This window comes from Acinetobacter sp. YQ_14 (genome assembly GCF_043102985.1).
Taxonomy (GTDB): domain Bacteria; phylum Pseudomonadota; class Gammaproteobacteria; order Pseudomonadales; family Moraxellaceae; genus Acinetobacter; species Acinetobacter venetianus.
In genome coordinates this window covers 291,472-310,249 of sequence record NZ_JBICJJ010000011.1, presented here as the reverse complement: position 1 = coordinate 310,249, position 18,778 = coordinate 291,472, and the positions used below count along the sequence as shown (strand labels likewise).

Genomic DNA, 18,778 nt, shown 5'->3' with positions numbered 1-18,778 from the left:
CTTCTATCAAAGTCTTTCTTTATCCTGAAACCACTTGATTGTGGCTCAGGATTCAGGTGGTTTAAGCGTTTGTTTGAACACTCACTTGGTCAGCGGCATGTTGTGCCAACTCACGCGCTAAATCTATATTTTCGGCACGCGCTGTTGCAACACCCATACGACGGCGTTTGAAGCCTTCTGGTTTTCCAAATAAGCGTAAATCTGTATTCGGATTTGCCAAAGCAAGATTTAAGCCAGTAAAGCTAAGATTTTTCGCATCTACACCTGCATAGATCACTGCACTTGCAGCAACACTATTGCGCTCTGTATTTACAGGTAAACCTAAAATTGCACGCGCATGTAATTCAAATTCACTTTGGAATTGAGAAGCTAAAGTCACTAAGCCTGTGTCATGTGGGCGAGGCGATACTTCGCTAAACCAAACTTTATCGCCTTTTACGAACAACTCTACACCAAAAATACCGCAACCGCCTAAAGCAGTTGTTACTTTATTTGCAATACGTTTTGCTTCATCTAAAGCCGCAGCTGTCATTGGTTGAGGTTGCCAACTTTCAACATAATCGCCCGCATCTTGACGGTGACCAATCGGATCACAGTAATGGGTTTCGATTTCGGCAGTTTCAGGATTTTTGGCGCGAACAGTTAAAAGCGTAATTTCAAAATCGAAGTCAATCTGAGACTCGATAATCACAGTCCCTTGATTTACGCGGCCACCTTGCATCGCATAATCCCAAGCAGCATCGACTTCATCAAAGCTTTTTACGCGAGATTGACCTTTACCTGATGAAGACATAACAGGTTTAACGAAATTTGGATAACCAATATCATCACAAGCCGCGCGGAAGCTTTCTAAAGTACTTGCAAAACGGTAAGCAGATGTTGGTAGTCCTAACTCTTCTGCGGCTAAGCGACGGATACCTTCACGGTTCATGGTGAGGTTGACAGCTTTTGCTGATGGAATGACTGTAGCCGTTTGACTCTGTTCTATTTCGACTAAAACCTCAGTCGCAATCGCTTCGATTTCAGGGACAATTAAATTGGGTTTGATTTCTTCGATGAGTTTTTTTAATTCAACAGGATCAGCCATATTCAAAGTGTAAGAATAATGTGCTACTTGCATTGCAGGTGCGTGATCATAGCGATCAGCTGCATGAACTTCGACACCCAAGCGTTGTAAAGAAATAACAACTTCTTTCCCAAGCTCTCCAGAACCTAACAGTAAAACCTTAAATGCAGAAGATTGAAGTGGAGTTCCAAGAGTGACGCTCATGCGAATAATCCTATCCTGAGTAATTTGTGTTTAAGCATAGCAGAACTTGTTGCTGAGTTAAGCTTGTGTGATACAAAAAAAGTTGTTTTTGTTAGACAAAAAAGATGATCTAAATCTGTTTTTTCAGAATTAGACATTGACGTGGTAATTCAGCAGAAGTTCATCGGCATTTTGACCTCGAATTCCCCAATTACTTCTAGGTGTTTCAAATATTGTAATTTCAATGTTTTGTGCTGAAATACCACAGTGTTGATAAATATTAGAAAATAGAGTTTGGATCAGTTTTTTCTTGGCTTCGATTGTCCGACCTTCGAACATTGATATCTCAATAATGGTGTAGTGATCACTACGATCAGTAGGATGAATAAAGTCATCTGTTTCAAGACGGATAAAGCGCTGAAACCTCTTTTCAATTGGATAATTTAAGCTTTCGACCAAGGCATCATGAATAGCTTCAGAAAGTAAGTTTCGGTATTGATCAATCGTTTTGCTCAATGCATAAATTTTGATTTGTGACATGAATATGTGATTCCAAGTGATTTAATTATTTTGAAGACAATTATGGGTCTAACCTTAGCATAAAATTGATAAATCTCAGGTTTATCAAACTTCGATGATAAAAAGGTAACAATGATTGAGTATTGCAACTGAATTGACTAGGATTATGGGCAAATGTTTCATCGACGATTTGGTTAGATATGTTGAACAGAAAAACTCATCTTGTGGCTTTGATGCTATGCAGTACAGTTCTAATGACTGCATGCGGGAACTCAAATAATGAAGCTGAAAAAAAGGTAGAAATTAAACCTGCGCCAAAATTGAGTAATGATGCGACAACATATGCAAATGCGGCATGGGATTTAATCAATCAAATTGATCCAATTGTTTATCAGAAACAAACAACAGAAATCGAAGAGAATGTAAGAAAGCCATTGCGTCAGCTCAGCACAGATTGGCGTATTAATGTGAAAATGACTGATTCGGTGACGGAAGGGAAATATGCCTTATGTCGTAAGGCTTTAACAAGTTTGGATACTTGGGCGAGAGAAGTAAAAGACAATCCAACCGCTTCGACCCAAAAACAAACTGAATACGAGCGTGATAAGGCACAGTGTAAAGATGCAATTGATAATCCAGCGTTAGGGAATACTTCTCCGAAGTAAAACTAAAACTGAATACGTTAAATATTGCTATTTTTAAAGGGAAAATAGCAATATCTTTTAGAATAGATACAAAATATATCCAAAGAATTGACTTGGTTATGGGTAAACCGTAGGATGAATTTCCTAAGTTATATAAGGAACCTGTGGTTAAAAACCAAGTTCGCATATGGATACTCCCAGTTTAATTTCTGAAACCGTTCATCAATTTTCATTCGCTTCCATTTTTCATGGCGATCTTTTGCTTTTACTGCTGTATGTCGTTTTAGCATTACTTTTTTCTTTTTTGTGTTCGATTGCAGAAGCAACATTATTAAGTATCACACCAAGCTACATTGCGAGACTTAAAGAGACCAAGCCTAAAAAGGCTGAGCAATTAAGACGCTTGAAAGAAGACAATATTGACCAATCATTGGCTGCTATTTTAACCGTCAATACCATTGCACATACAGTCGGTGCGATTGGTGCAGGCGCAAAAGCAACGTCTGTTTTTGGTGAGGTTTGGTTTGGTGTTTTCTCCGCAGTAATGACCTTACTCATCCTGTTTGTTTCGGAAATTGTTCCAAAAACATTAGGTGCGGTGTATTGGCGTCAACTTGCTGGACCAACTGGCATTTATGTTAATTTCTTAATTAAAGCCATGTATCCTTTAATCGTGATCTCGGAAAAGTTAACTAAGTTAATTTCTGGCGGTACCAAAGCAAATCAGTTTAGTCGTGATGAGTTTGTTGCGATGGCTGGGATTGGTAAAGAAGAAGGCATGTTGAATGATCGAGAGTCTAAAATCATTCGAAATCTTTTCCTCTTTAAATCTTTGGATGCGAGCACTGTCATGACGCCTCGTGTAGTAGTGTCGGCATTACAAAAAGATTTAACAGTTGATGAAGTTTTATCTGCCCCAAAAAGCTCAAATTTTTCAAGACTGCCGATTTATGATCAAGACTTGGATAGCGTTGTCGGCTTTGTTTTGCGTGAAGATTTATTGGTTGCAAAGAACCAAGGTCAGGGTAGTCGAATAATTAGCGACTTCAAAAGAGAAATTGTTACGGTTATGGCAAAAACACCATTATCAAAATTAATGGAAGTTTTGTTGGAACAAAGACAACATATTGCATTGGTCGTGGGTGAGTTTGGAGATACTAAAGGCGTCGTAACTTTAGAAGATGTCGTTGAAACATTGCTAGGTATCGAGATTCTCGATGAGGGCGACAAAGTAGAAGATATGCAGAAACTTGCTCGACAACTATGGGTGAAAAGGGCTGAAAAAATTGGCATTTATTTAGAACCGCCAACACAATAATCAATAAAAGTGTGCCAGCCTAATTGGTTGGCATGCTTATTCCGTAAAAAATCCTGAGGATGCCAACATCCTCAAGCCCTCTAAATTCAGCACTTCTATTTTTTTAAATCCAAGCTGAATTACACCTTGTTTTTCAAATACATTGAGTTCTTGATTTACCGTTTGTCTTGATACAGTCAGCATATTGGCAAGTTGGTCTTGAGAAATATGGATGTTCAAATCTTGAATACTGGATCGATTGCCATAACCCTCTAAAATAAACAGCAATCGTTGCGCTAAGCGCTGGGTAATGCTTTGGGTCTGAATCGCAATTTGTTCTAAAAACACGTAGCGGAGTTTTTGGCTAGTCAGCAAAGCAAAGTAATACCAATAATACGGATGTTGATCTAATAGTTGCTTCAGGGGTTCGGCAGGAATTTGAAGAACAACACTTCTTTTTAAGGCAATTGCATCATGCGAGCGAGGTTGTTTGTCGATTAAGGAGATTTCGCCAAACCACATGATTGGTTCTGCGATTGCAGCAATTGCTTCATTACCATTGACATCAATATATCCCAAGCTGATAGAACCCTCTAAAACACCATAGACACCATCAAACTTGTCTTGGGCATTAAATACAGCAGCATTTTTTTCTACAGATTGCTTTTTACTGTGCTCAATAATGAACTCTTGAAACGACTTGTCTAAGCGACTAAACCAAGAGTTTTGCTGTAAATGCTGGATATACGCGTGTTCTAACACAACCATTCCTTTGTAAATATGAATCCATTTGTCAGCTATATGACAACTTCACTTTGATTTTTCTAATAGATTAATAGCATAACTGAATTGATCTGAGGAAAATAAAATGACAAATTTAGAACGTCTATTGAGTCAGTATGCAGCTTATCATTTAGACAGAAATAATATTGTGACCCATTTTATGGGTATTCCATTAATTGTTTTTTCTATTCTATGCTTAAGTGCTCGGGCTGCAGTTGATATATCTGGCTTTCCAGTCACTTTAGCTATGGTACTCATAGTTTTAAGTAGCGTTTACTATCTTTCATTGGATAAGTTATTTGGTATTTTGATGCTTATTCTATTCGTCTTTGTTTATCCATTGGCTGTAAAAATTGCTGCTTTGTCGATGTGGAGTTGGTTGGGTACAAGCATTGGTATTTTTGTGGTGGGATGGGTATTCCAATTCATCGGGCATTATTTTGAGAAGAAAAAGCCAGCCTTTGTTGATGATCTGATTGGTCTAGCAATCGGGCCATTATTCGTCTTGGCAGAGTTTGTTTTCTTACTTGGCTTCCGTAAATCATTACATCAACGTATTTTAAAAGAAGCACAAATGAAACGTGCTGAAATGGATATGAAACCGCAAATTGTGTCTTAAATCGAAGTCTATAAATATCAATCAAATAAAAACCGCCAATAAGATCATTATTGGCGGTTTTTTAGATTAGAAAATCGATTTATACGTTAAAACGGAAGTGTAAAACATCGCCATCTTGAACGATGTAAGTCTTACCTTCTAAACGCCATTTACCAGCTTCTTTAGCGCCATTTTCACCGTTATATTGGATAAAGTCGTCATAAGCCACGCATTCAGCACGGATGAAGCCTTTTTCGAAGTCAGTATGAATGACACCAGCCGCTTGTGGTGCAGTTGCCCCCACTTTAACAGTCCAAGCACGTACTTCTTGAACACCAGCTGTAAAGTAAGTTTGTAAGCCTAGCAGTTTATAACCTGCACGAATCACCACGTTCAAACCTGGTTCTTCCATACCCATCGCTTCCAAGAATTCAGCACGATCTTCATCTTCTAATAATGAAATTTCAGCTTCGATTTGGTTGCAAAGTGGTACAACAATGGCATTTTCTTCAGCAGCGAGTTTTTGTACTGCTTCAAGATGTGGGTTGTTTTCAAAACCGTCTTCTGCGACGTTAGCAATATACATAGTTGGTTTAAGGGTCATTAAACCGAAACCACGTACAGCTTTACGTTCGTCATCAGAAAGATCAGCGGCACGTGCTGGTTTACCTTCATCAAGTAAAGGCTGAATTTTTTCTAAAACTGCTTTAGTTGCAAGTGCTTCTTTATCGCCACCTTTTGCTGCTTTAGTTAAGCGTAGTAATGCTTTTGCAACGGTATCAAGGTCAGCAAGTGCAAGTTCAGTATTGATGGTTGCAATGTCATCTAATGGGTCAATTTTACCATTTACGTGAATCACGTTTTCATCTTCAAAACAACGTACCACATGCGCAATTGCATCAGTTTCACGGATGTTTGCAAGGAATTGGTTACCCAAACCTTCACCTTTTGAGGCACCAGCAACCAAACCTGCGATGTCAACGAATTCCATTGTGGTTGGTAAGATGCGCTGTGGTTTTACAATTGCAGCAAGTTTATCTAAGCGTGAATCTGGAACAGGGACAATCCCTGTATTTGGTTCAATGGTACAGAACGGAAAGTTTTCAGCTGCAATCGCTGCCTTTGTTAATGCATTAAATAATGTAGATTTACCTACGTTTGGCAGACCAACAATACCGCAATTAAAACCCATGAAACCACTCACAAATGTGTTATATAAAAATTGCTGCTGATTTTACATGAAAGCCATGACAAAGTCATGGCTAGAGCAGATTATCAATTCGACATTAAACTTTGCGTTTATCAAGCTGTTTGGCAATATGATCACCTGTACTTTGCACCAATATCACTAAAACAATAAGAACTAAAATCACGGCTAACATCACTTGCATATCAAAACGCTGATAGCCATAGCGATAGGCAATATCACCGAGTCCACCCGCACCAATCGCACCTGCAATAGCAGAAGAGCTGATCATGGTGACAATGGTCACGGTAAAGCCTGCAACAATCCCCGGCAAGGCTTCAGGAAGCAATACATGCCAAAGAATCTGCTTGCGGTTACAGCCCATTGCTTGTGCTGCTTCAATCAACCCTTGATCGACTTCACGTAGACTGACCTCTGCAATACGGGCAAAGAACGGGATCGCGGCGATGGTTAGAGGCACAATTGCGGCTAATACGCCATAGCTAGTGCCGATAATCCAGCGGGTAAATGGAATCAATGCCACCATTAAAATCAGGAAAGGGACAGAACGGGTAATATTAATCACCCAGCCTAATGATTGATTGACTTTCTTGGAAGGAAAAATCCCAAAATCTGCAGTACTCACCAAAATTAATGCAATTGGCAGACCAATTAAAAAGGCAATAAAGGCAGAAACCCCTACCATCACTAAGGTATCGATTGTGCCTGTCAGTAATAGATCAATGAGTTGATTGTACATAACCGATCACCTCAAGTGGTGTAATGGCAGGGTGTTTTTCAAATTGTGCATCATTTAAGTCAAATTCGAGATTGCGAATCCCGATGATCAATGAGCCGATAGTACGCTGCTGAATGCTATCAATTTGACTGTAATACACTTGAACGGGACAATTAAAACTGTCCAGCAATTCATACAGATTAGGAACCGATTTCGACTCACTTACATATTTGAGTTTTAAAATTTGCTGTGTGGTGTGCTGATCAGCAGATTCGCTCAGTTCAAAGGGTAAATTCACTTGTTCAAAATTGAGTAATTCCTGCGTGATTTTTTGTTGCGGATTGGAAAATACCGACCAGACTTGCCCAGCTTCAACAATTTCACCCTGATCAATTACGATGACTTGATCGCAAATTTCTTGGATGACCTGCATTTCATGAGTGATCAAGACAATGGTTAAACCAAGGTCTCGGTTGATTTGTTTTAATAAGGACAGAATATTGGCGGTACTTTCAGGGTCCAGTGCTGAGGTGGCTTCATCACAGAGCAGGATTTCAGGCTGAGAAACCAAGGCCCGCGCGGTACCGACACGTTGTTTTTGCCCACCAGACAGTTGAGCAGGGTAATCATTTCGCTTTGCCTCTAATCCCACCAGCGTCAGTACCTCATTGACCTGTTGTTCGATCTCAGCCTTTTCATAACCCGCAATACGTAGCGGTAAAGCCACATTTTCCCACACGGTTTTGGCTGACATTAAATTAAAGTGCTGAAAAATCATGCCAATTTTTTGCCGAGTTTTGATCAACTCAGCATGGCTGATTTCAGCAATATTTTGTTGATGAATTAAAATACTGCCTGTATCAATCGCTTCCAGCCCATTTAAGGTACGAAGTAGGGATGATTTACCTGCGCCACTTTTGCCGATAATCCCAACAATTTGTGCTTTGGGAATATCGATATTAATGTCTTTTAAGGCATGTAAGCGTTGGCCCTGTATATCATAAAACTTATTTAAACCACGTATTTTTAGATGTGGGACTGAAAAATCGACCTGTGAACCAAAACTCACCATCATTGTTCTCCTTATTTCCAACCAGGGAACCATAGCGTTGGGCCGAAATCGCTGTCTAATGTGGCTTTGACCTTCGGCGAGTTTTGATAAATCTCGACAAACTTCTGTAGTTTGTTGTCTTTGTCCTGATAGTCATCCCGCACCACAAATAAAATCGCATAACGTTTATTGGTATTGTCATCAAACAATAGGGCACTTTCAGGATCAGCCGTTTTGGCTAAACGTAAGTAATGTGGATAGCCAAAAGCTAAATCAACATCATCAATGGCACGTGCAGTTTGAGGGCCTTCAACTTCGGTAAATTTCAGATTTTTCGGATTTGCAGTAATGTCTTTTAGTGCAGAAAGATGATTGTTGCTATCTTTCAGTTCAATCAGCTTAGCTTGTTGTAAAAGCAGTAATGCACGGCCTTGATTCACTGGATCATTAGGAATGGCAACAGTTGCGCTATTTGGAAGTTCATCGAAACTTTTATATTTTTTCGAATACAATCCAACATGTGAAGCCGCACCCGCAGCAAAGGATTTTAGCTTGAAGCCAGTTTCCTTAATCGCATTATCCAAGAAGGGTTGATGCTGGAAAAAATTCGCATCAATGTCACCATGATTTAAGGTAATATTTGGTGTATTCCAATCGGAAAATTCCACCAATTTCACATTGAGACCTTGTTGTTTGGCTTCATCCGCAGCAACTTGTAGAGGATGTGCAAACGAAGGGCTAATCCCAATCACCAATTCACTGCTATGATTCTGTCTTTGTTTATTCCAAATCAATAAGGCAATAATCGCAACAACGACGACAAGGCCGATACCCAACCATTTTTTTGAGGCAGTTTGAACCATTTATTTCTCCAATTCTATTCTTAAGTGTTTAAGTGCTAAGCACTAATTTCTTCAATTATTTTTAGATCATCTGTGTTGTCGTGTGTTCTACATCGGAACTGATTAGCAGGATGACTTGCGGCTAAATGATCACCTTGGACAAACAGTTTCTTACGTAGTGAACCTGTGGCATATTTAGTTTTATAACGTCCACGTTGCTGTAACTCAGGGATGACCAGTCGAATGAAGTCATGGTGTGATTCAGGTGCAACCGTACGCGTCAGGTTAAAACCATCAATACCAGTCTGATCAAGCAGATCAATCAGATATTCTGCAACCTCCGCGCCACTGCCAACAATGAGCGGATAGCGTCCACCCAACACATGTTGGGCTTTTAGATCATTTTTGCTGATGCGCTGTTCTTTAAATTTCTCATTGACTGAAACAATACTATTGCTCTTTTGATACGGAATCGCTTCATCATCTGCAAACATGGCAAGATCAATTCCGACTGAGCTGGCATAATGGGCTAGTCCGGCCTCAGGGCTGGCGTATTGACGATATTCAGCCAGTTTTTGCTGGGCGAGTTCATTTGTTTCAGCCACAACTACAGTAATGCCGACAAAGATTTTAATCGCATCTTCATCACGACCTTGCTGTGTTGCTTGTAGTCTTATCTTATTGACTTGCTGACGAATCTTTTCAGGTTGATCACCACCAATGAAAATACATTCGGCATGACGCGTGGCAAACTGTAGTCCTTTCGGTGAAGCACCTGCTTGGAAGAGTGTTGGCGTACGTTGAACCGATGGTGCAACCTGAAATACACCTTGGCTTTGGTAATATTGACCTTGATGATTGATTGAGTGGACCTTGTTCGGGTCAGTAAAAACGCGCTGTTGTTTATCTTTTTTTAAGGCGTCATTTTCCCAAGAACCTTCCCAATATTTATAACAAAGCTGTAAAAACTCCTCGGCCTGATCATAGCGCGCATCGTGATCTTTTAAACCTTTTTGCCCAATTAAGCGTTCGGCACTATCCAAATAGCCGGTGACAATATTCCAGCCCAAACGACCTTGGGTTAAATGATCCAGACTGGCAAATCGCCGTGCAAATTGGTAGGGCTGTTCATAGCTCAAATTGACCGTGACACCAAAGCTTAAATTTTGTGTGACTAAGGCCATTGCCGAAATCAGGGTCGATGGATCATGACTAGGTAACTGAATCGATTCTTTTAAAGTCAGCTCAACTCCATTTTGATAGACATCATAGACACCCGTAATATCCGCAAGGAATAAGCCATCAAACAAACCTTGTTCCAGACTCTGTGCCAATTCAGTCCAATAATTCAGCTCATTAAATCGATGTGATTGATCCCGTGGATGCGTCCATAAACCATGATTGATATGACCGACACAGTTCATATCAAAGGCATTTAACAAGATTTTCTTGGCAGTCGTTTGAGTCATTACAAAGTCCCCCGACGTGGAGGCAGTACACCATTCAACACATAATTACCGATGAAGTAATATTTCCAGCGTGCAGCATCATGCAAGGTATGAACCCGTGCATTACGCCAATGACGATCAAGAGCATCAGCACGTTGGCTGCCACGACTACCTGCTAATTCAATCAATTTAGATGATGCCTTTAATGCTGTTTCAGTACTATGTGCACGAACTTTGGCGACATCAATTGAGGCTTTGGCTAAGTTTTCAGCATTCAGATCATGTTTAGCAGTATCCACGGATCGAGCTGCTTGTTTGAGCAATAACTCGCTGGCTTTGACATCAGTTGCTACACGACCGAGTTCAGATAGGGTTAATGGATCTTGAGTGGCGGATTCAATATTGGCATCAATCCAAGGGCGGGCGACACGCACACGCTCCAGTGTTTCCTCAAAGGCTGCACGGGCAATGCCGACTTCAATCGCGGCATGCATGATTTGGGCAAAGGGGCCAACCAAAGACAGTTGTTTGAATGCGGTATCAAAAGGAATCACATCCTCTTTGGCAACGAAGACCTGATTAAATTTGACTGTGCCACTGCCTGTGGTGCGTTGCCCAAAGCCAGACCAGTCATCAATCAGTTCTAAACCTTGGCTATCTCTTTGTACAAAAGCCAAAAATTCATTACCTGCTTCATCAACCACTAGAGTTGGAATACGATGTGCAAACAGGCTACCCGTGCAATAAAACTTTTCTCCTTGGATCAGATAACCGTTTTCGCTTGGAATTAAGGTGGTTTGCTTATGTGCTGAGGTACGGGTTTTAAATTCCGCCAGCGCATTACCAAAACGTGCACCTTGTAATACTTCCTGATAGAGGCGTTTCTTTTGCGCTTCCGTACCAGTATTGCGTAATACTTCCAATGCATAGAAGTGATTTTGTGGAATTTGCCCAATCGAACCATCTGCACCGCTAAACAGGGCAATGACTTTAGCAACGGTGAGGCTGGAAACCTCTGCACCGCCATACTGTTTAGGTACGGTAATCGCCCATAAACCTGATTGGCTATAGGCTTCTATTTCTATGAAAGGTAAGTTCCGATTGGCATCGCGTTCAACTGCTGCTTGTTTAAACTGTTCACTTAGTTGAATAGCAATGTCAAGTGCTTCTGCATCGCTTTGAATGATATGCGCCGCTTTAAAATTGGTTTTGGCAAAGCCTTGTAATTCTTGGTATGAGGTCATAATGATTTGCTCCTTAAATCCAAGCATGGCGGGCAGGGTGGGTACCATTGAGGTAATAGTCACCAATCGCATGGAATTTCCAACGCACAGGATCGTGTAAGGTATGTACGCGAGCATTGCGCCAATGTTGATCAAGATTGTGTTGGCTCAGGCTGGCACGGCTTCCTCCAAGTTCGAGTAATTTTTCTGAGATATGCAGGGCAGCATCATTGGCATAGATCTTTGCTTCTGCCACTAGAATAGAAGCACGAGCGGCTTGCTCAGCAGAAATTGCAGCGATTTGATCAAGTTCATCTAGATATTCAGCAGCATCGTCCAGTAATAAAATCGCAGCATCGAACAAGATATTGAGTTTACCGACTTCTTGTAATGTGTAATGTTCTTCACTGGCTTTTTCTATGCCTGCATCAATAATGGGGCGTGCTTTACGAATACTAGATAAGGTGTCATCAAAAGCTGCTTCGGCAATGCCAACATCAATTGCAACCTGTAAAAGTTGAGAATACGCACCGCGTACATTTGGGGTGTCGGCAATAATGCGTTCATCAAAAAATAGTGCAGGATCAACGACAACATTGCGTAGTTTTACCGTTCCACTGGCTGTGGTACGTTGCCCAAAGCCATTCCAGTCATTAATCACTTCAACACCAACAGCATGTCGATCAACGATCACCAATACTGTATAGCCATCGGGATGTAAGGCACGAATCGCTAACCAATCTGCAAAGCTAGTGCCTGTAGAGTAAAACTTTTCTCCATTTAAAAAGTATTGACCATTTTCCATACTTAAAGTGGTTTGAATGGCTTTGGTATCTTTAGAATTTTTTTCAGGCCCACCATTTGCAATGCGTTTACCTGCTAGAATTTCACTGTAGATAAACTTTTTTTGTGCATCTGAACCTGTGATATTAATAAAATTTAAAAGACCGAATTGGTTTTGTGGGATTTGTCCAACATTGGCATCGGCTTTACTTAAAATACGAAACACATGAGCTAAGGTTTTATTGGAAACAAATGCGCCACTATATTCTTTAGGCACACGGATTCCACCTAGACCTTTTTGACTAAACTGAATAATCTGTTCAGTGGGTAAAATACGCTGTTGATCTCGGATATTTCGTTCTTCTAATGCAAAGTCAGCAACTTGATAGGCAGCATTAATGGCCTGCTGATCATTTGAAATCAGTTGTATTTGAACTTGAATCACTGATTGATTACTGGACATGTGAGCACCTCTAATAGATAAGAGCAACTTTACAAAAGTTTTACTTTTCCACTAAACCATCAGTTATGGCTTGAATATCACAATAAGTATTAAGCATTTTTTATGAGAAAAATAACAAAAAAATAGATAATAAATATCTATTTAAAACAGTTGTTTAGAGGTTTTGAAATTGCATTGATGAATACAAAAAGGCTACTTCTATGAAATAAATGAATAATCTCACCAATAATATTGATAAAGACTTTTAGCCAAAATTAGAAAATATCAAGCAAAAATGACATTGTCTTGAAAGACTTTTACTTCTAAAGTATGAAAAACCTTATGTTTCATGAGTAGAAAAATAAATTTGGAGAGTCTATGCGGGTTTTATACCAATTTCCTTTGTCTCACTATTGTGAAAAAGCTCGCTGGTTGTTAGATCATAAGGAGTTGGACTATGTTGCACATAATTTAATTCCTGGATTTCACCGTGCGTTTACCTATCTTAAGTCAGGACAATATCTGTTGCCGATGCTAAAAGATGATAAACAATGGATTGCTGATTCAACACAAATCGCGCTGTATTTAGATACAACTTATCCTGAGCATGCCTTATTGAGACGTGATGAACAATTACGTGAAGATGCACTTGAAATTGATCAACTTGCAAATGAGCTAGGTATTCATGTGCGCCGTTGGTCATTAGCTCAAGCACTCTCAGTTGGCGATCATCCTTTAGAAATTATGATGGGTGAGCAAGGCTATTTACGCCAGTTTGAAAAAATTTCTAAACCGATTTTAAAAAGTTTGGTCTCGACTAATTATAAATTGAATCCTGAAAAAGTTGCGCAGTCTAAACTTCGTATGACAGAGTTGATTACTGATCTAAACCTCAAATTGATCGAAAATCAAGGGCGTTATTTGGTCGGTGATCGTTTAGGTTTGGCTGATATTGCAGTTTGTTCGATCCTTGCACCTTTATTATTAATTAAAGGAACGCCTTGGGAATTGGAAAATGATGATATTGAACAGTTTTCAGGTGAGCTAAAAGAATATCATGACTATTTGCTTGATTTGCCATTAGGGCAATATGTCCAACGTATTTATGCAACAGAGCGCAATGCGAGAGTTGATTGGCGTGGCATGTAATTCAAAGTGATCAAAAAGCCCTAAATTTTTAATTAGGGCTTTTTTATGAGAAAAAAATAAGATTTTTCTTAAAAATGTAAGAAATAAATGACTAATTATTTTCTAATTTAAAAGATAATTCGTTTTATATGGGAAATATTGGAATTTATTTCCAAATTTACTTTAAAAAAACTGAAAAGAGGGAAATAATTATAAAAGTGCTTTGCTATCTTATGTTTCAGGGTGTGATGGGGATCGAAACAAGTTGTTCAACTATTGGGAGATGAGTTGAACATTTGCTCAAAAGGTCTTGTTTCGGCTTTGGGACAAAGATAAATCACAAATTTATCGGAATCATGTTTGCGTTATCCATGCAACATCGTCAAAAGTTAAACGAATGTTTTCCCTTGACCCTTAAAAATTCACGAACATATAAACAGTTCCGATAAAAACTGAATTTGATAATGAGGACTGTGAAATGGAATTAGATCGTTTTGATAAGCAAATTTTAGAAATTTTGACCCATGAAGACGTAAATCTAAACGAGTTGTCTGAGCGAATAAATCTGTCTGTCAGCTCAGTCCATCGTCGAATCAAAAATTTAATTGAATCCCAAGTAATGGGGCAGCTGAAACGAGAAATTAATTTTAATAAACTTGGTTTTAGTCTGCATATTCTTTTGCAAGTTTCGTTGAGTAAACACGATAGTGAAACTTTTGATAAGTTCTTACAAGAAATTGAAGATATTCCAGAAGTGACCAATGCATTTCTCGTGACGGGGCAGAGCGCTGATTTTATTTTAGAATTAGTGGCGCGAAATATGGATGATTATAGTGAAATCTTGTTACGTCGTATAGGTAAGATAGACAGTGTCGTTGCGCTTCATTCAAGCTTTGTGATTAAAGAATACAATGTTTTTAACTGCTATAAACTTTTAAACAAGCTATAAAAAATGCATCTAAAAAGATGCATTTTTTACTATTCTGAATGAATTAAGCATCAAGTTGCGTTAATACATCTTCAGAGAATTCAACGTTGGTATAAACGTTTTGAACATCATCAAGATCTTCAAGCATATCAATCATTTTCATGATTTGTTTGGCTTGATCAATATCATTGATTTCAGCTTTAGTCGATGGGCTCATCACAACTTCAGCATTGTCCGATTTTAAACCTGCTGCTGTAAGGGCATCTTGTACATCACCAAAGCTTTCTGGGCTAGTGATGACGAGAATACTATCTTCATCAATCTCGATGTCATCAGCACCAGCTTCTAAAGCAACTTCCATGACTTTGTCTTCTAAAGAAACATCTTCAAAAGAAATTTCACCACGTTTAGTAAACAGGTAGGCTACCGAACCGTTGGTTCCCAAGTTACCATTGGTTTTAGAGAAGCAGTGACGTACGTCAGGTACAGTACGGTTTAGGTTATCTGTCATTGTTTCAACAATAACTGCAACACCGCCCACCCCATAACCTTCATAGGTTACTTCTTTTAAATCATCATTGTCTTCACCGCCAGCACCACGTTGAATTGCACGATTGATCGTGTCACGTGTCATATTGACTGAAAGTGCTTTTTCGACAACAGCACGTAAACGTGGGTTGCTCGCTGCGTCTGGACCGCCTAAACGTGCAGCGGTTACGATTTCACGGATATACTTAGTAAAAACTTTACCGCGACTTGCATCTTGTTTAGCTTTACGATGCTTAATATTGGCCCATTTAGAATGACCCGCCATGGAAGTAACTCCAAAAAATTAAAACTTAAAAAAGTGCACGAATATTAGCATAGCGATGGTTTTGTTGAAAACAGCCATGTTTCATATTCAAAACTTAAAATTACCGTCAATTTACAAGGATTGATCGAAAGAATGAGCTTAGCTAATTTTTACATCAATTCCATATTCTGCATAAAGGGATTTAATTTTTTCTAAGTCTTGTTGAAGATCCGTAGGGTAGATTTTCCCTAAAATACCGCCTTTCTTGGTACGAGCATTTGCATACATTAGAATGATAGGCACATTCGCTGCCTTAGCTATATGCCAAAAACCTGTACGGATTGGCTTTCGAGTTTCACCATCTTTGGCACGCGTTGCTTCCGGGGCAATTACAAGGTTGAAATTTTCATTTTGATTAAATAAGTCAACCATTTGCGTAACAATATCTTTATTTGCTTTACGATCAACAGGGATGCCACCAAGCTTTTCTAGAATTGGTTTAAGTGGACCTTTAAAAAGCTCTTTTTTGATGAGAGTATGAATTTTAAGCTCTAAAATTTCGAATAAAGCTAAAGATAAGATCGTATCTAAGTTCGATGTGTGTTCAAATCCAATAATAACTTGCTTTTTTTCCAAGATAGTTGGATCGACTTTGTACTCCCAACCTGTTGCTTTAAAAATAGATTTTCCTAAAAACTTTTTCATATTCTTTATCATTACAAATGAATTTCAGCAGTTTAATCCGAGTTCTATATAAAATATATGGCTGAAAATTTAAGATCACAAGAAAATTTGGATGTCTCTAAAATGATCAAAACATGGAAATATTTTCTTTACTCAGCTTGTGAATATCAGGTGGGTTTATCTAAGAATATGATTTTAAAATAATTTTATAAAATCATCTGTTTGTAAATTTATTTGACTAATATCAAGCATCTTTAATCATTAGCATTGTGATTTAGGGTCTATAGCTCAGTTGGTTAGAGCAACGGACGGCGAGTTGATGGAGACAAATCTGAATTGTTTTAATGCGCCGGCTTAAGATTTTTTATAAAAAAACTGAGAGAATTGTAAACAAAAAAAGTGCCGACTCGGAAAAGTTGGCGCTTTATATCTGGTATTTAAGCAGAAGCTATGTAAAAAATCAGTTGTAAAATCGTATCAATATTATTAAAAATTAAAGATTAAGCATATTGTTTTGTCGAAAAATAAGCATTATCTTTACTCCATGTTTGCAAACATAATAACTTTAACTTTATGAAAATTAATGATTTTTAGGAGGAATTATGTTTATTTTTGAGGAAGGTCGAGAAGCCTACAACAAATTCATGACAACTATACTCACTCAAACTATTTTTGGTGGTATTGCTTTTCTTCTTTTATATAAATCGAATGTACTGAAATTGGCATTTAATCACGTTCCATTTTATATATTTACAGTATTTATATGGGTCGCATTTGCTTTCTGGATAGTCAATGCGTACATAGAATTTAATAACTCCTACAAGTGTTATTTATATCTAAAGGTTAAAGGTGTTCAATTTTTAGAATTTTCAAGAAATGAAGCAATAAAAATTTCAGAAATATGGAAATGCGACAAAAAGCTAGCGATAGAATATTTTTTATTTCAGGTCTTAGTTATAGGTATTCTTATGTTCGCCTGTTTTGGATCTATCTTGTCTGCCGTGCAAATTGCGAATGGTGCAAATATTAGCTAATGAACATGTTGCCGGGATGCTTGATGCAATCCAAAACAAGCAGGGGCGAACCATAGAATATTTCATGAATTAGTATTTAGAGAAGTGACTAGGCTCTTTCAGATTACAAATAGCATGATTCAAGATTCTCTTGAGTTTAGTAAGGAGAAAGAGGATTCATATCAAAGTTGAATTCGTTTCACTATTGACCTTGTACAAAGGATATGACATATTTCTGCTATAGTGAGCGAAATTATAATGGTTCACTAGATATTTAAAAGCTCGCTAATGCGGGCTTTTTTTTGTAGTGGGTACAATTAGGTAACGATTTTTATAAATTGTTTGAATGTTTTCAAAAGGTTTTTCCCTTTCATGTTTATAGAATTTAAAGATTTGAAGAAGAAAAGAAATATTGCTCTCATAAGTGTAGTTTTACTTATATTTTGGGGAGTACATTCTATGATTAATAATAAGAATAATGTTCAGCGTGTTGAATCTGTAATATATACAGATGATACGATAAGAAGAGAATTTGGCAAAGTTACCGACTATAGTATTAGAGCTGTTGGCGGTTCAAGTTCTTATGAATCCAAACAACCGGCATACTTTTACAAAGTTGAAATAACTGGTGATAAGAATTATGGAGTTGTTAAATTATTAATTAACGAAGATCAGAAAGACGGAAAGCCTGTTTACACCATGCAAATACAAGACATTGGATCAACTAATTTTCGTATAAAGATTGGAAAGACCTAGCTTCACAAAAATATTTTTTAATATCTGATTTTTCTAAGGTTTTAAGTGTAGTATTTGATTTAAAAATATATATAATCAGAAAAAAATTTTGGTAAAAACCATGCTTAATAAATTGTTTTTTTGTGCTTTATTCCTATCTTTAAGTGGGTGTGCAGCAACTCAAGTTGACTATATTAAAGTGGAAAAATTAGATCCTTACTCAACGGATAAGTTAGTTATTGATGGTGTTGAATTTAATTTTAAAGATATAAGTAATAATGAGAACATTTGGGTTTATTTGCCAAATATAACTGTGTACAACAGTGAGCTTGAAAATAGATACAGAGAAATTGAATTTTTAGTTTTCATTGATAAACGTGGATATGTTAGACATATCAAAGTGTACAAGAGTACTGGTCTAGAAAACTTAGACAGAAAAATTGTCCATTTACTTATAAATAAGGCAAGAACAAAAATTTGGCTAAAAGATGGGAAACCAGAGTGGATTGTTGCCCAACAAAAAATGGTCTTTATTCCAGAGTAATAGATAGCACTTAAATATGTTGTGTTAAAGCCGTCGTTGAGGTGCGGTTTTTTATTGCCGAACGGATTACAGCACAGGAAGCGCTGCCAACACACTAGTTATTGGCGAGGCTTTTTATTTTCTAGATATAACCGTTATTGATCTGAATG

At 38.1% G+C, this 18,778-nt stretch carries 20 protein-coding genes; 8 read left to right on the top strand and 12 right to left on the bottom strand.

The window, feature by feature from the left end; all coding sequences use genetic code 11:
- Positions 1-61 precede the first annotated feature (61 nt).
- Positions 62-1,279 carry a formate-dependent phosphoribosylglycinamide formyltransferase gene (purT, locus tag ACF8D3_RS06595; protein ID WP_392470815.1) on the bottom strand — a complete coding sequence of 406 codons (1,218 nt, stop codon included), beginning with the start codon at positions 1,277-1,279 and terminating at the stop codon, positions 62-64.
- A 120-nt stretch (positions 1,280-1,399) separates the two neighbouring features.
- Positions 1,400-1,789 carry a tautomerase family protein gene (locus ACF8D3_RS06590; RefSeq protein WP_392470786.1) on the bottom strand — a complete coding sequence of 130 codons (390 nt, stop codon included), beginning with the start codon at positions 1,787-1,789 and terminating at the stop codon, positions 1,400-1,402.
- 179 nt (positions 1,790-1,968) lie between these two features.
- Between ACF8D3_RS06590 and ACF8D3_RS06585 the strand changes: the two genes are divergently transcribed.
- On the top strand, positions 1,969-2,433 hold the full coding sequence (locus ACF8D3_RS06585) for a hypothetical protein (protein ID WP_392470784.1): 465 nt from the start codon (positions 1,969-1,971) through the stop codon (positions 2,431-2,433).
- A 166-nt stretch (positions 2,434-2,599) separates the two neighbouring features.
- Complete coding sequence (locus ACF8D3_RS06580) at positions 2,600-3,730, top strand: CNNM domain-containing protein (protein ID WP_061516587.1); 1,131 nt, start codon at positions 2,600-2,602, stop codon at positions 3,728-3,730.
- Between the two features lie 36 nt (positions 3,731-3,766).
- Here ACF8D3_RS06580 and ACF8D3_RS06575 read toward each other — a convergent pair whose 3' ends face one another.
- Positions 3,767-4,471, bottom strand: coding sequence for a Crp/Fnr family transcriptional regulator (locus ACF8D3_RS06575; protein ID WP_392470783.1), 705 nt, complete (start codon positions 4,469-4,471; stop codon positions 3,767-3,769).
- A 106-nt stretch (positions 4,472-4,577) separates the two neighbouring features.
- Between ACF8D3_RS06575 and ACF8D3_RS06570 the strand changes: the two genes are divergently transcribed.
- Complete coding sequence (locus ACF8D3_RS06570) at positions 4,578-5,111, top strand: DUF962 domain-containing protein (protein ID WP_061519791.1); 534 nt, start codon at positions 4,578-4,580, stop codon at positions 5,109-5,111.
- Between the two features lie 79 nt (positions 5,112-5,190).
- On the opposite strand, the gene ychF is transcribed toward ACF8D3_RS06570, so the two are convergent.
- The 7 genes from ychF to ACF8D3_RS06535 all read right to left on the bottom strand — a co-directional run bounded on the left by ychF (position 5,191) and on the right by ACF8D3_RS06535 (position 12,825).
- A complete protein-coding gene (gene ychF, locus ACF8D3_RS06565) occupies positions 5,191-6,282 on the bottom strand; it encodes a redox-regulated ATPase YchF (RefSeq protein ID WP_004878859.1) in 1,092 nt (363 codons plus the stop codon).
- Between the two features lie 94 nt (positions 6,283-6,376).
- A complete protein-coding gene (locus tag ACF8D3_RS06560; protein ID WP_392470782.1) occupies positions 6,377-7,036 on the bottom strand; it encodes a methionine ABC transporter permease in 660 nt (219 codons plus the stop codon).
- Positions 7,017-8,087 carry a methionine ABC transporter ATP-binding protein gene (locus ACF8D3_RS06555; RefSeq protein WP_392470814.1) on the bottom strand — a complete coding sequence of 357 codons (1,071 nt, stop codon included), beginning with the start codon at positions 8,085-8,087 and terminating at the stop codon, positions 7,017-7,019. The genes ACF8D3_RS06560 and ACF8D3_RS06555 overlap by 20 nt, the downstream gene beginning before the upstream one ends.
- Positions 8,088-8,098: 11 nt before the next feature.
- A complete protein-coding gene (locus ACF8D3_RS06550) occupies positions 8,099-8,929 on the bottom strand; it encodes a MetQ/NlpA family ABC transporter substrate-binding protein (protein WP_392470779.1) in 831 nt (276 codons plus the stop codon).
- A 35-nt stretch (positions 8,930-8,964) separates the two neighbouring features.
- A complete protein-coding gene (locus ACF8D3_RS06545; protein WP_392470778.1) occupies positions 8,965-10,377 on the bottom strand; it encodes an LLM class flavin-dependent oxidoreductase in 1,413 nt (470 codons plus the stop codon).
- A complete protein-coding gene (locus ACF8D3_RS06540; RefSeq protein WP_392470777.1) occupies positions 10,377-11,600 on the bottom strand; it encodes an SfnB family sulfur acquisition oxidoreductase in 1,224 nt (407 codons plus the stop codon). Before ACF8D3_RS06540 ends, ACF8D3_RS06545 begins: the two co-directional genes overlap by 1 nt.
- 13 nt (positions 11,601-11,613) lie before the next feature.
- Positions 11,614-12,825, bottom strand: coding sequence for an SfnB family sulfur acquisition oxidoreductase (locus ACF8D3_RS06535; RefSeq protein WP_392470775.1), 1,212 nt, complete (start codon positions 12,823-12,825; stop codon positions 11,614-11,616).
- A 357-nt stretch (positions 12,826-13,182) separates the two neighbouring features.
- Between ACF8D3_RS06535 and ACF8D3_RS06530 the strand changes: the two genes are divergently transcribed.
- Entirely contained in the window at positions 13,183-13,953 is a 771-nt protein-coding gene (locus ACF8D3_RS06530; RefSeq protein WP_392470774.1) for a glutathione S-transferase family protein, read from the top strand.
- A gap of 457 nt (positions 13,954-14,410) precedes the next feature.
- Positions 14,411-14,881, top strand: coding sequence for an Lrp/AsnC family transcriptional regulator (locus ACF8D3_RS06525; RefSeq protein ID WP_004661600.1), 471 nt, complete (start codon positions 14,411-14,413; stop codon positions 14,879-14,881).
- A 43-nt stretch (positions 14,882-14,924) separates the two neighbouring features.
- On the opposite strand, the gene ACF8D3_RS06520 is transcribed toward ACF8D3_RS06525, so the two are convergent.
- Together ACF8D3_RS06520 and ACF8D3_RS06515 are read right to left on the bottom strand one after the other, a co-directional pair.
- The gene (locus ACF8D3_RS06520) at positions 14,925-15,674 is read right to left on the bottom strand and encodes a YebC/PmpR family DNA-binding transcriptional regulator (RefSeq protein ID WP_004653079.1); all 750 of its coding nucleotides are present in this window, start codon (positions 15,672-15,674) and stop codon (positions 14,925-14,927) included.
- A 138-nt stretch (positions 15,675-15,812) separates the two neighbouring features.
- Positions 15,813-16,358 carry a 1-acyl-sn-glycerol-3-phosphate acyltransferase gene (locus tag ACF8D3_RS06515; protein WP_019384226.1) on the bottom strand — a complete coding sequence of 182 codons (546 nt, stop codon included), beginning with the start codon at positions 16,356-16,358 and terminating at the stop codon, positions 15,813-15,815.
- 581 nt (positions 16,359-16,939) lie between these two features.
- Here ACF8D3_RS06515 and ACF8D3_RS06510 point away from each other — a divergent pair.
- The 3 genes from ACF8D3_RS06510 (at position 16,940) to ACF8D3_RS06500 (ending at position 18,629) form a co-directional block, all read left to right on the top strand.
- Positions 16,940-17,371 carry a hypothetical protein gene (locus tag ACF8D3_RS06510; RefSeq protein WP_392470773.1) on the top strand — a complete coding sequence of 144 codons (432 nt, stop codon included), beginning with the start codon at positions 16,940-16,942 and terminating at the stop codon, positions 17,369-17,371.
- 351 nt (positions 17,372-17,722) lie between these two features.
- Positions 17,723-18,106, top strand: coding sequence for a hypothetical protein (locus ACF8D3_RS06505; RefSeq protein ID WP_241775543.1), 384 nt, complete (start codon positions 17,723-17,725; stop codon positions 18,104-18,106).
- 100 nt (positions 18,107-18,206) lie between these two features.
- Positions 18,207-18,629, top strand: a complete 423-nt coding sequence (locus tag ACF8D3_RS06500) for a TonB-dependent receptor (RefSeq protein WP_392470771.1) — start codon at positions 18,207-18,209, stop codon at positions 18,627-18,629.
- Positions 18,630-18,778: the final 149 nt, after the last annotated feature.

Excerpts from the sequence above, each read along its gene's own strand:
- ACF8D3_RS06590 (WP_392470786.1), bottom strand. The coding sequence starts at position 1,789 with ATGTCACAAATCAAAATTTATGCATTGAGCAAAACGATTGATCAATAC.
- ACF8D3_RS06585 (WP_392470784.1), top strand. The coding sequence starts at position 1,969 with ATGTTGAACAGAAAAACTCATCTTGTGGCTTTGATGCTATGCAGTACA.
- ACF8D3_RS06580 (WP_061516587.1), top strand. The coding sequence starts at position 2,600 with ATGGATACTCCCAGTTTAATTTCTGAAACCGTTCATCAATTTTCATTC.
- ACF8D3_RS06570 (WP_061519791.1), top strand. The coding sequence starts at position 4,578 with ATGACAAATTTAGAACGTCTATTGAGTCAGTATGCAGCTTATCATTTA.
- ychF (WP_004878859.1), bottom strand. The coding sequence starts at position 6,282 with ATGGGTTTTAATTGCGGTATTGTTGGTCTGCCAAACGTAGGTAAATCT.
- ACF8D3_RS06560 (WP_392470782.1), bottom strand. The coding sequence starts at position 7,036 with ATGTACAATCAACTCATTGATCTATTACTGACAGGCACAATCGATACC.
- ACF8D3_RS06555 (WP_392470814.1), bottom strand. The coding sequence starts at position 8,087 with ATGGTGAGTTTTGGTTCACAGGTCGATTTTTCAGTCCCACATCTAAAA.
- ACF8D3_RS06550 (WP_392470779.1), bottom strand. The coding sequence starts at position 8,929 with ATGGTTCAAACTGCCTCAAAAAAATGGTTGGGTATCGGCCTTGTCGTC.
- ACF8D3_RS06545 (WP_392470778.1), bottom strand. The coding sequence starts at position 10,377 with ATGACTCAAACGACTGCCAAGAAAATCTTGTTAAATGCCTTTGATATG.
- ACF8D3_RS06540 (WP_392470777.1), bottom strand. The coding sequence starts at position 11,600 with ATGACCTCATACCAAGAATTACAAGGCTTTGCCAAAACCAATTTTAAA.
- ACF8D3_RS06535 (WP_392470775.1), bottom strand. The coding sequence starts at position 12,825 with ATGTCCAGTAATCAATCAGTGATTCAAGTTCAAATACAACTGATTTCA.
- ACF8D3_RS06530 (WP_392470774.1), top strand. The coding sequence starts at position 13,183 with ATGCGGGTTTTATACCAATTTCCTTTGTCTCACTATTGTGAAAAAGCT.
- ACF8D3_RS06525 (WP_004661600.1), top strand. The coding sequence starts at position 14,411 with ATGGAATTAGATCGTTTTGATAAGCAAATTTTAGAAATTTTGACCCAT.
- ACF8D3_RS06520 (WP_004653079.1), bottom strand. The coding sequence starts at position 15,674 with ATGGCGGGTCATTCTAAATGGGCCAATATTAAGCATCGTAAAGCTAAA.
- ACF8D3_RS06515 (WP_019384226.1), bottom strand. The coding sequence starts at position 16,358 with ATGAAAAAGTTTTTAGGAAAATCTATTTTTAAAGCAACAGGTTGGGAG.
- ACF8D3_RS06510 (WP_392470773.1), top strand. The coding sequence starts at position 16,940 with ATGTTTATTTTTGAGGAAGGTCGAGAAGCCTACAACAAATTCATGACA.
- ACF8D3_RS06505 (WP_241775543.1), top strand. The coding sequence starts at position 17,723 with ATGTTTATAGAATTTAAAGATTTGAAGAAGAAAAGAAATATTGCTCTC.
- ACF8D3_RS06500 (WP_392470771.1), top strand. The coding sequence starts at position 18,207 with ATGCTTAATAAATTGTTTTTTTGTGCTTTATTCCTATCTTTAAGTGGG.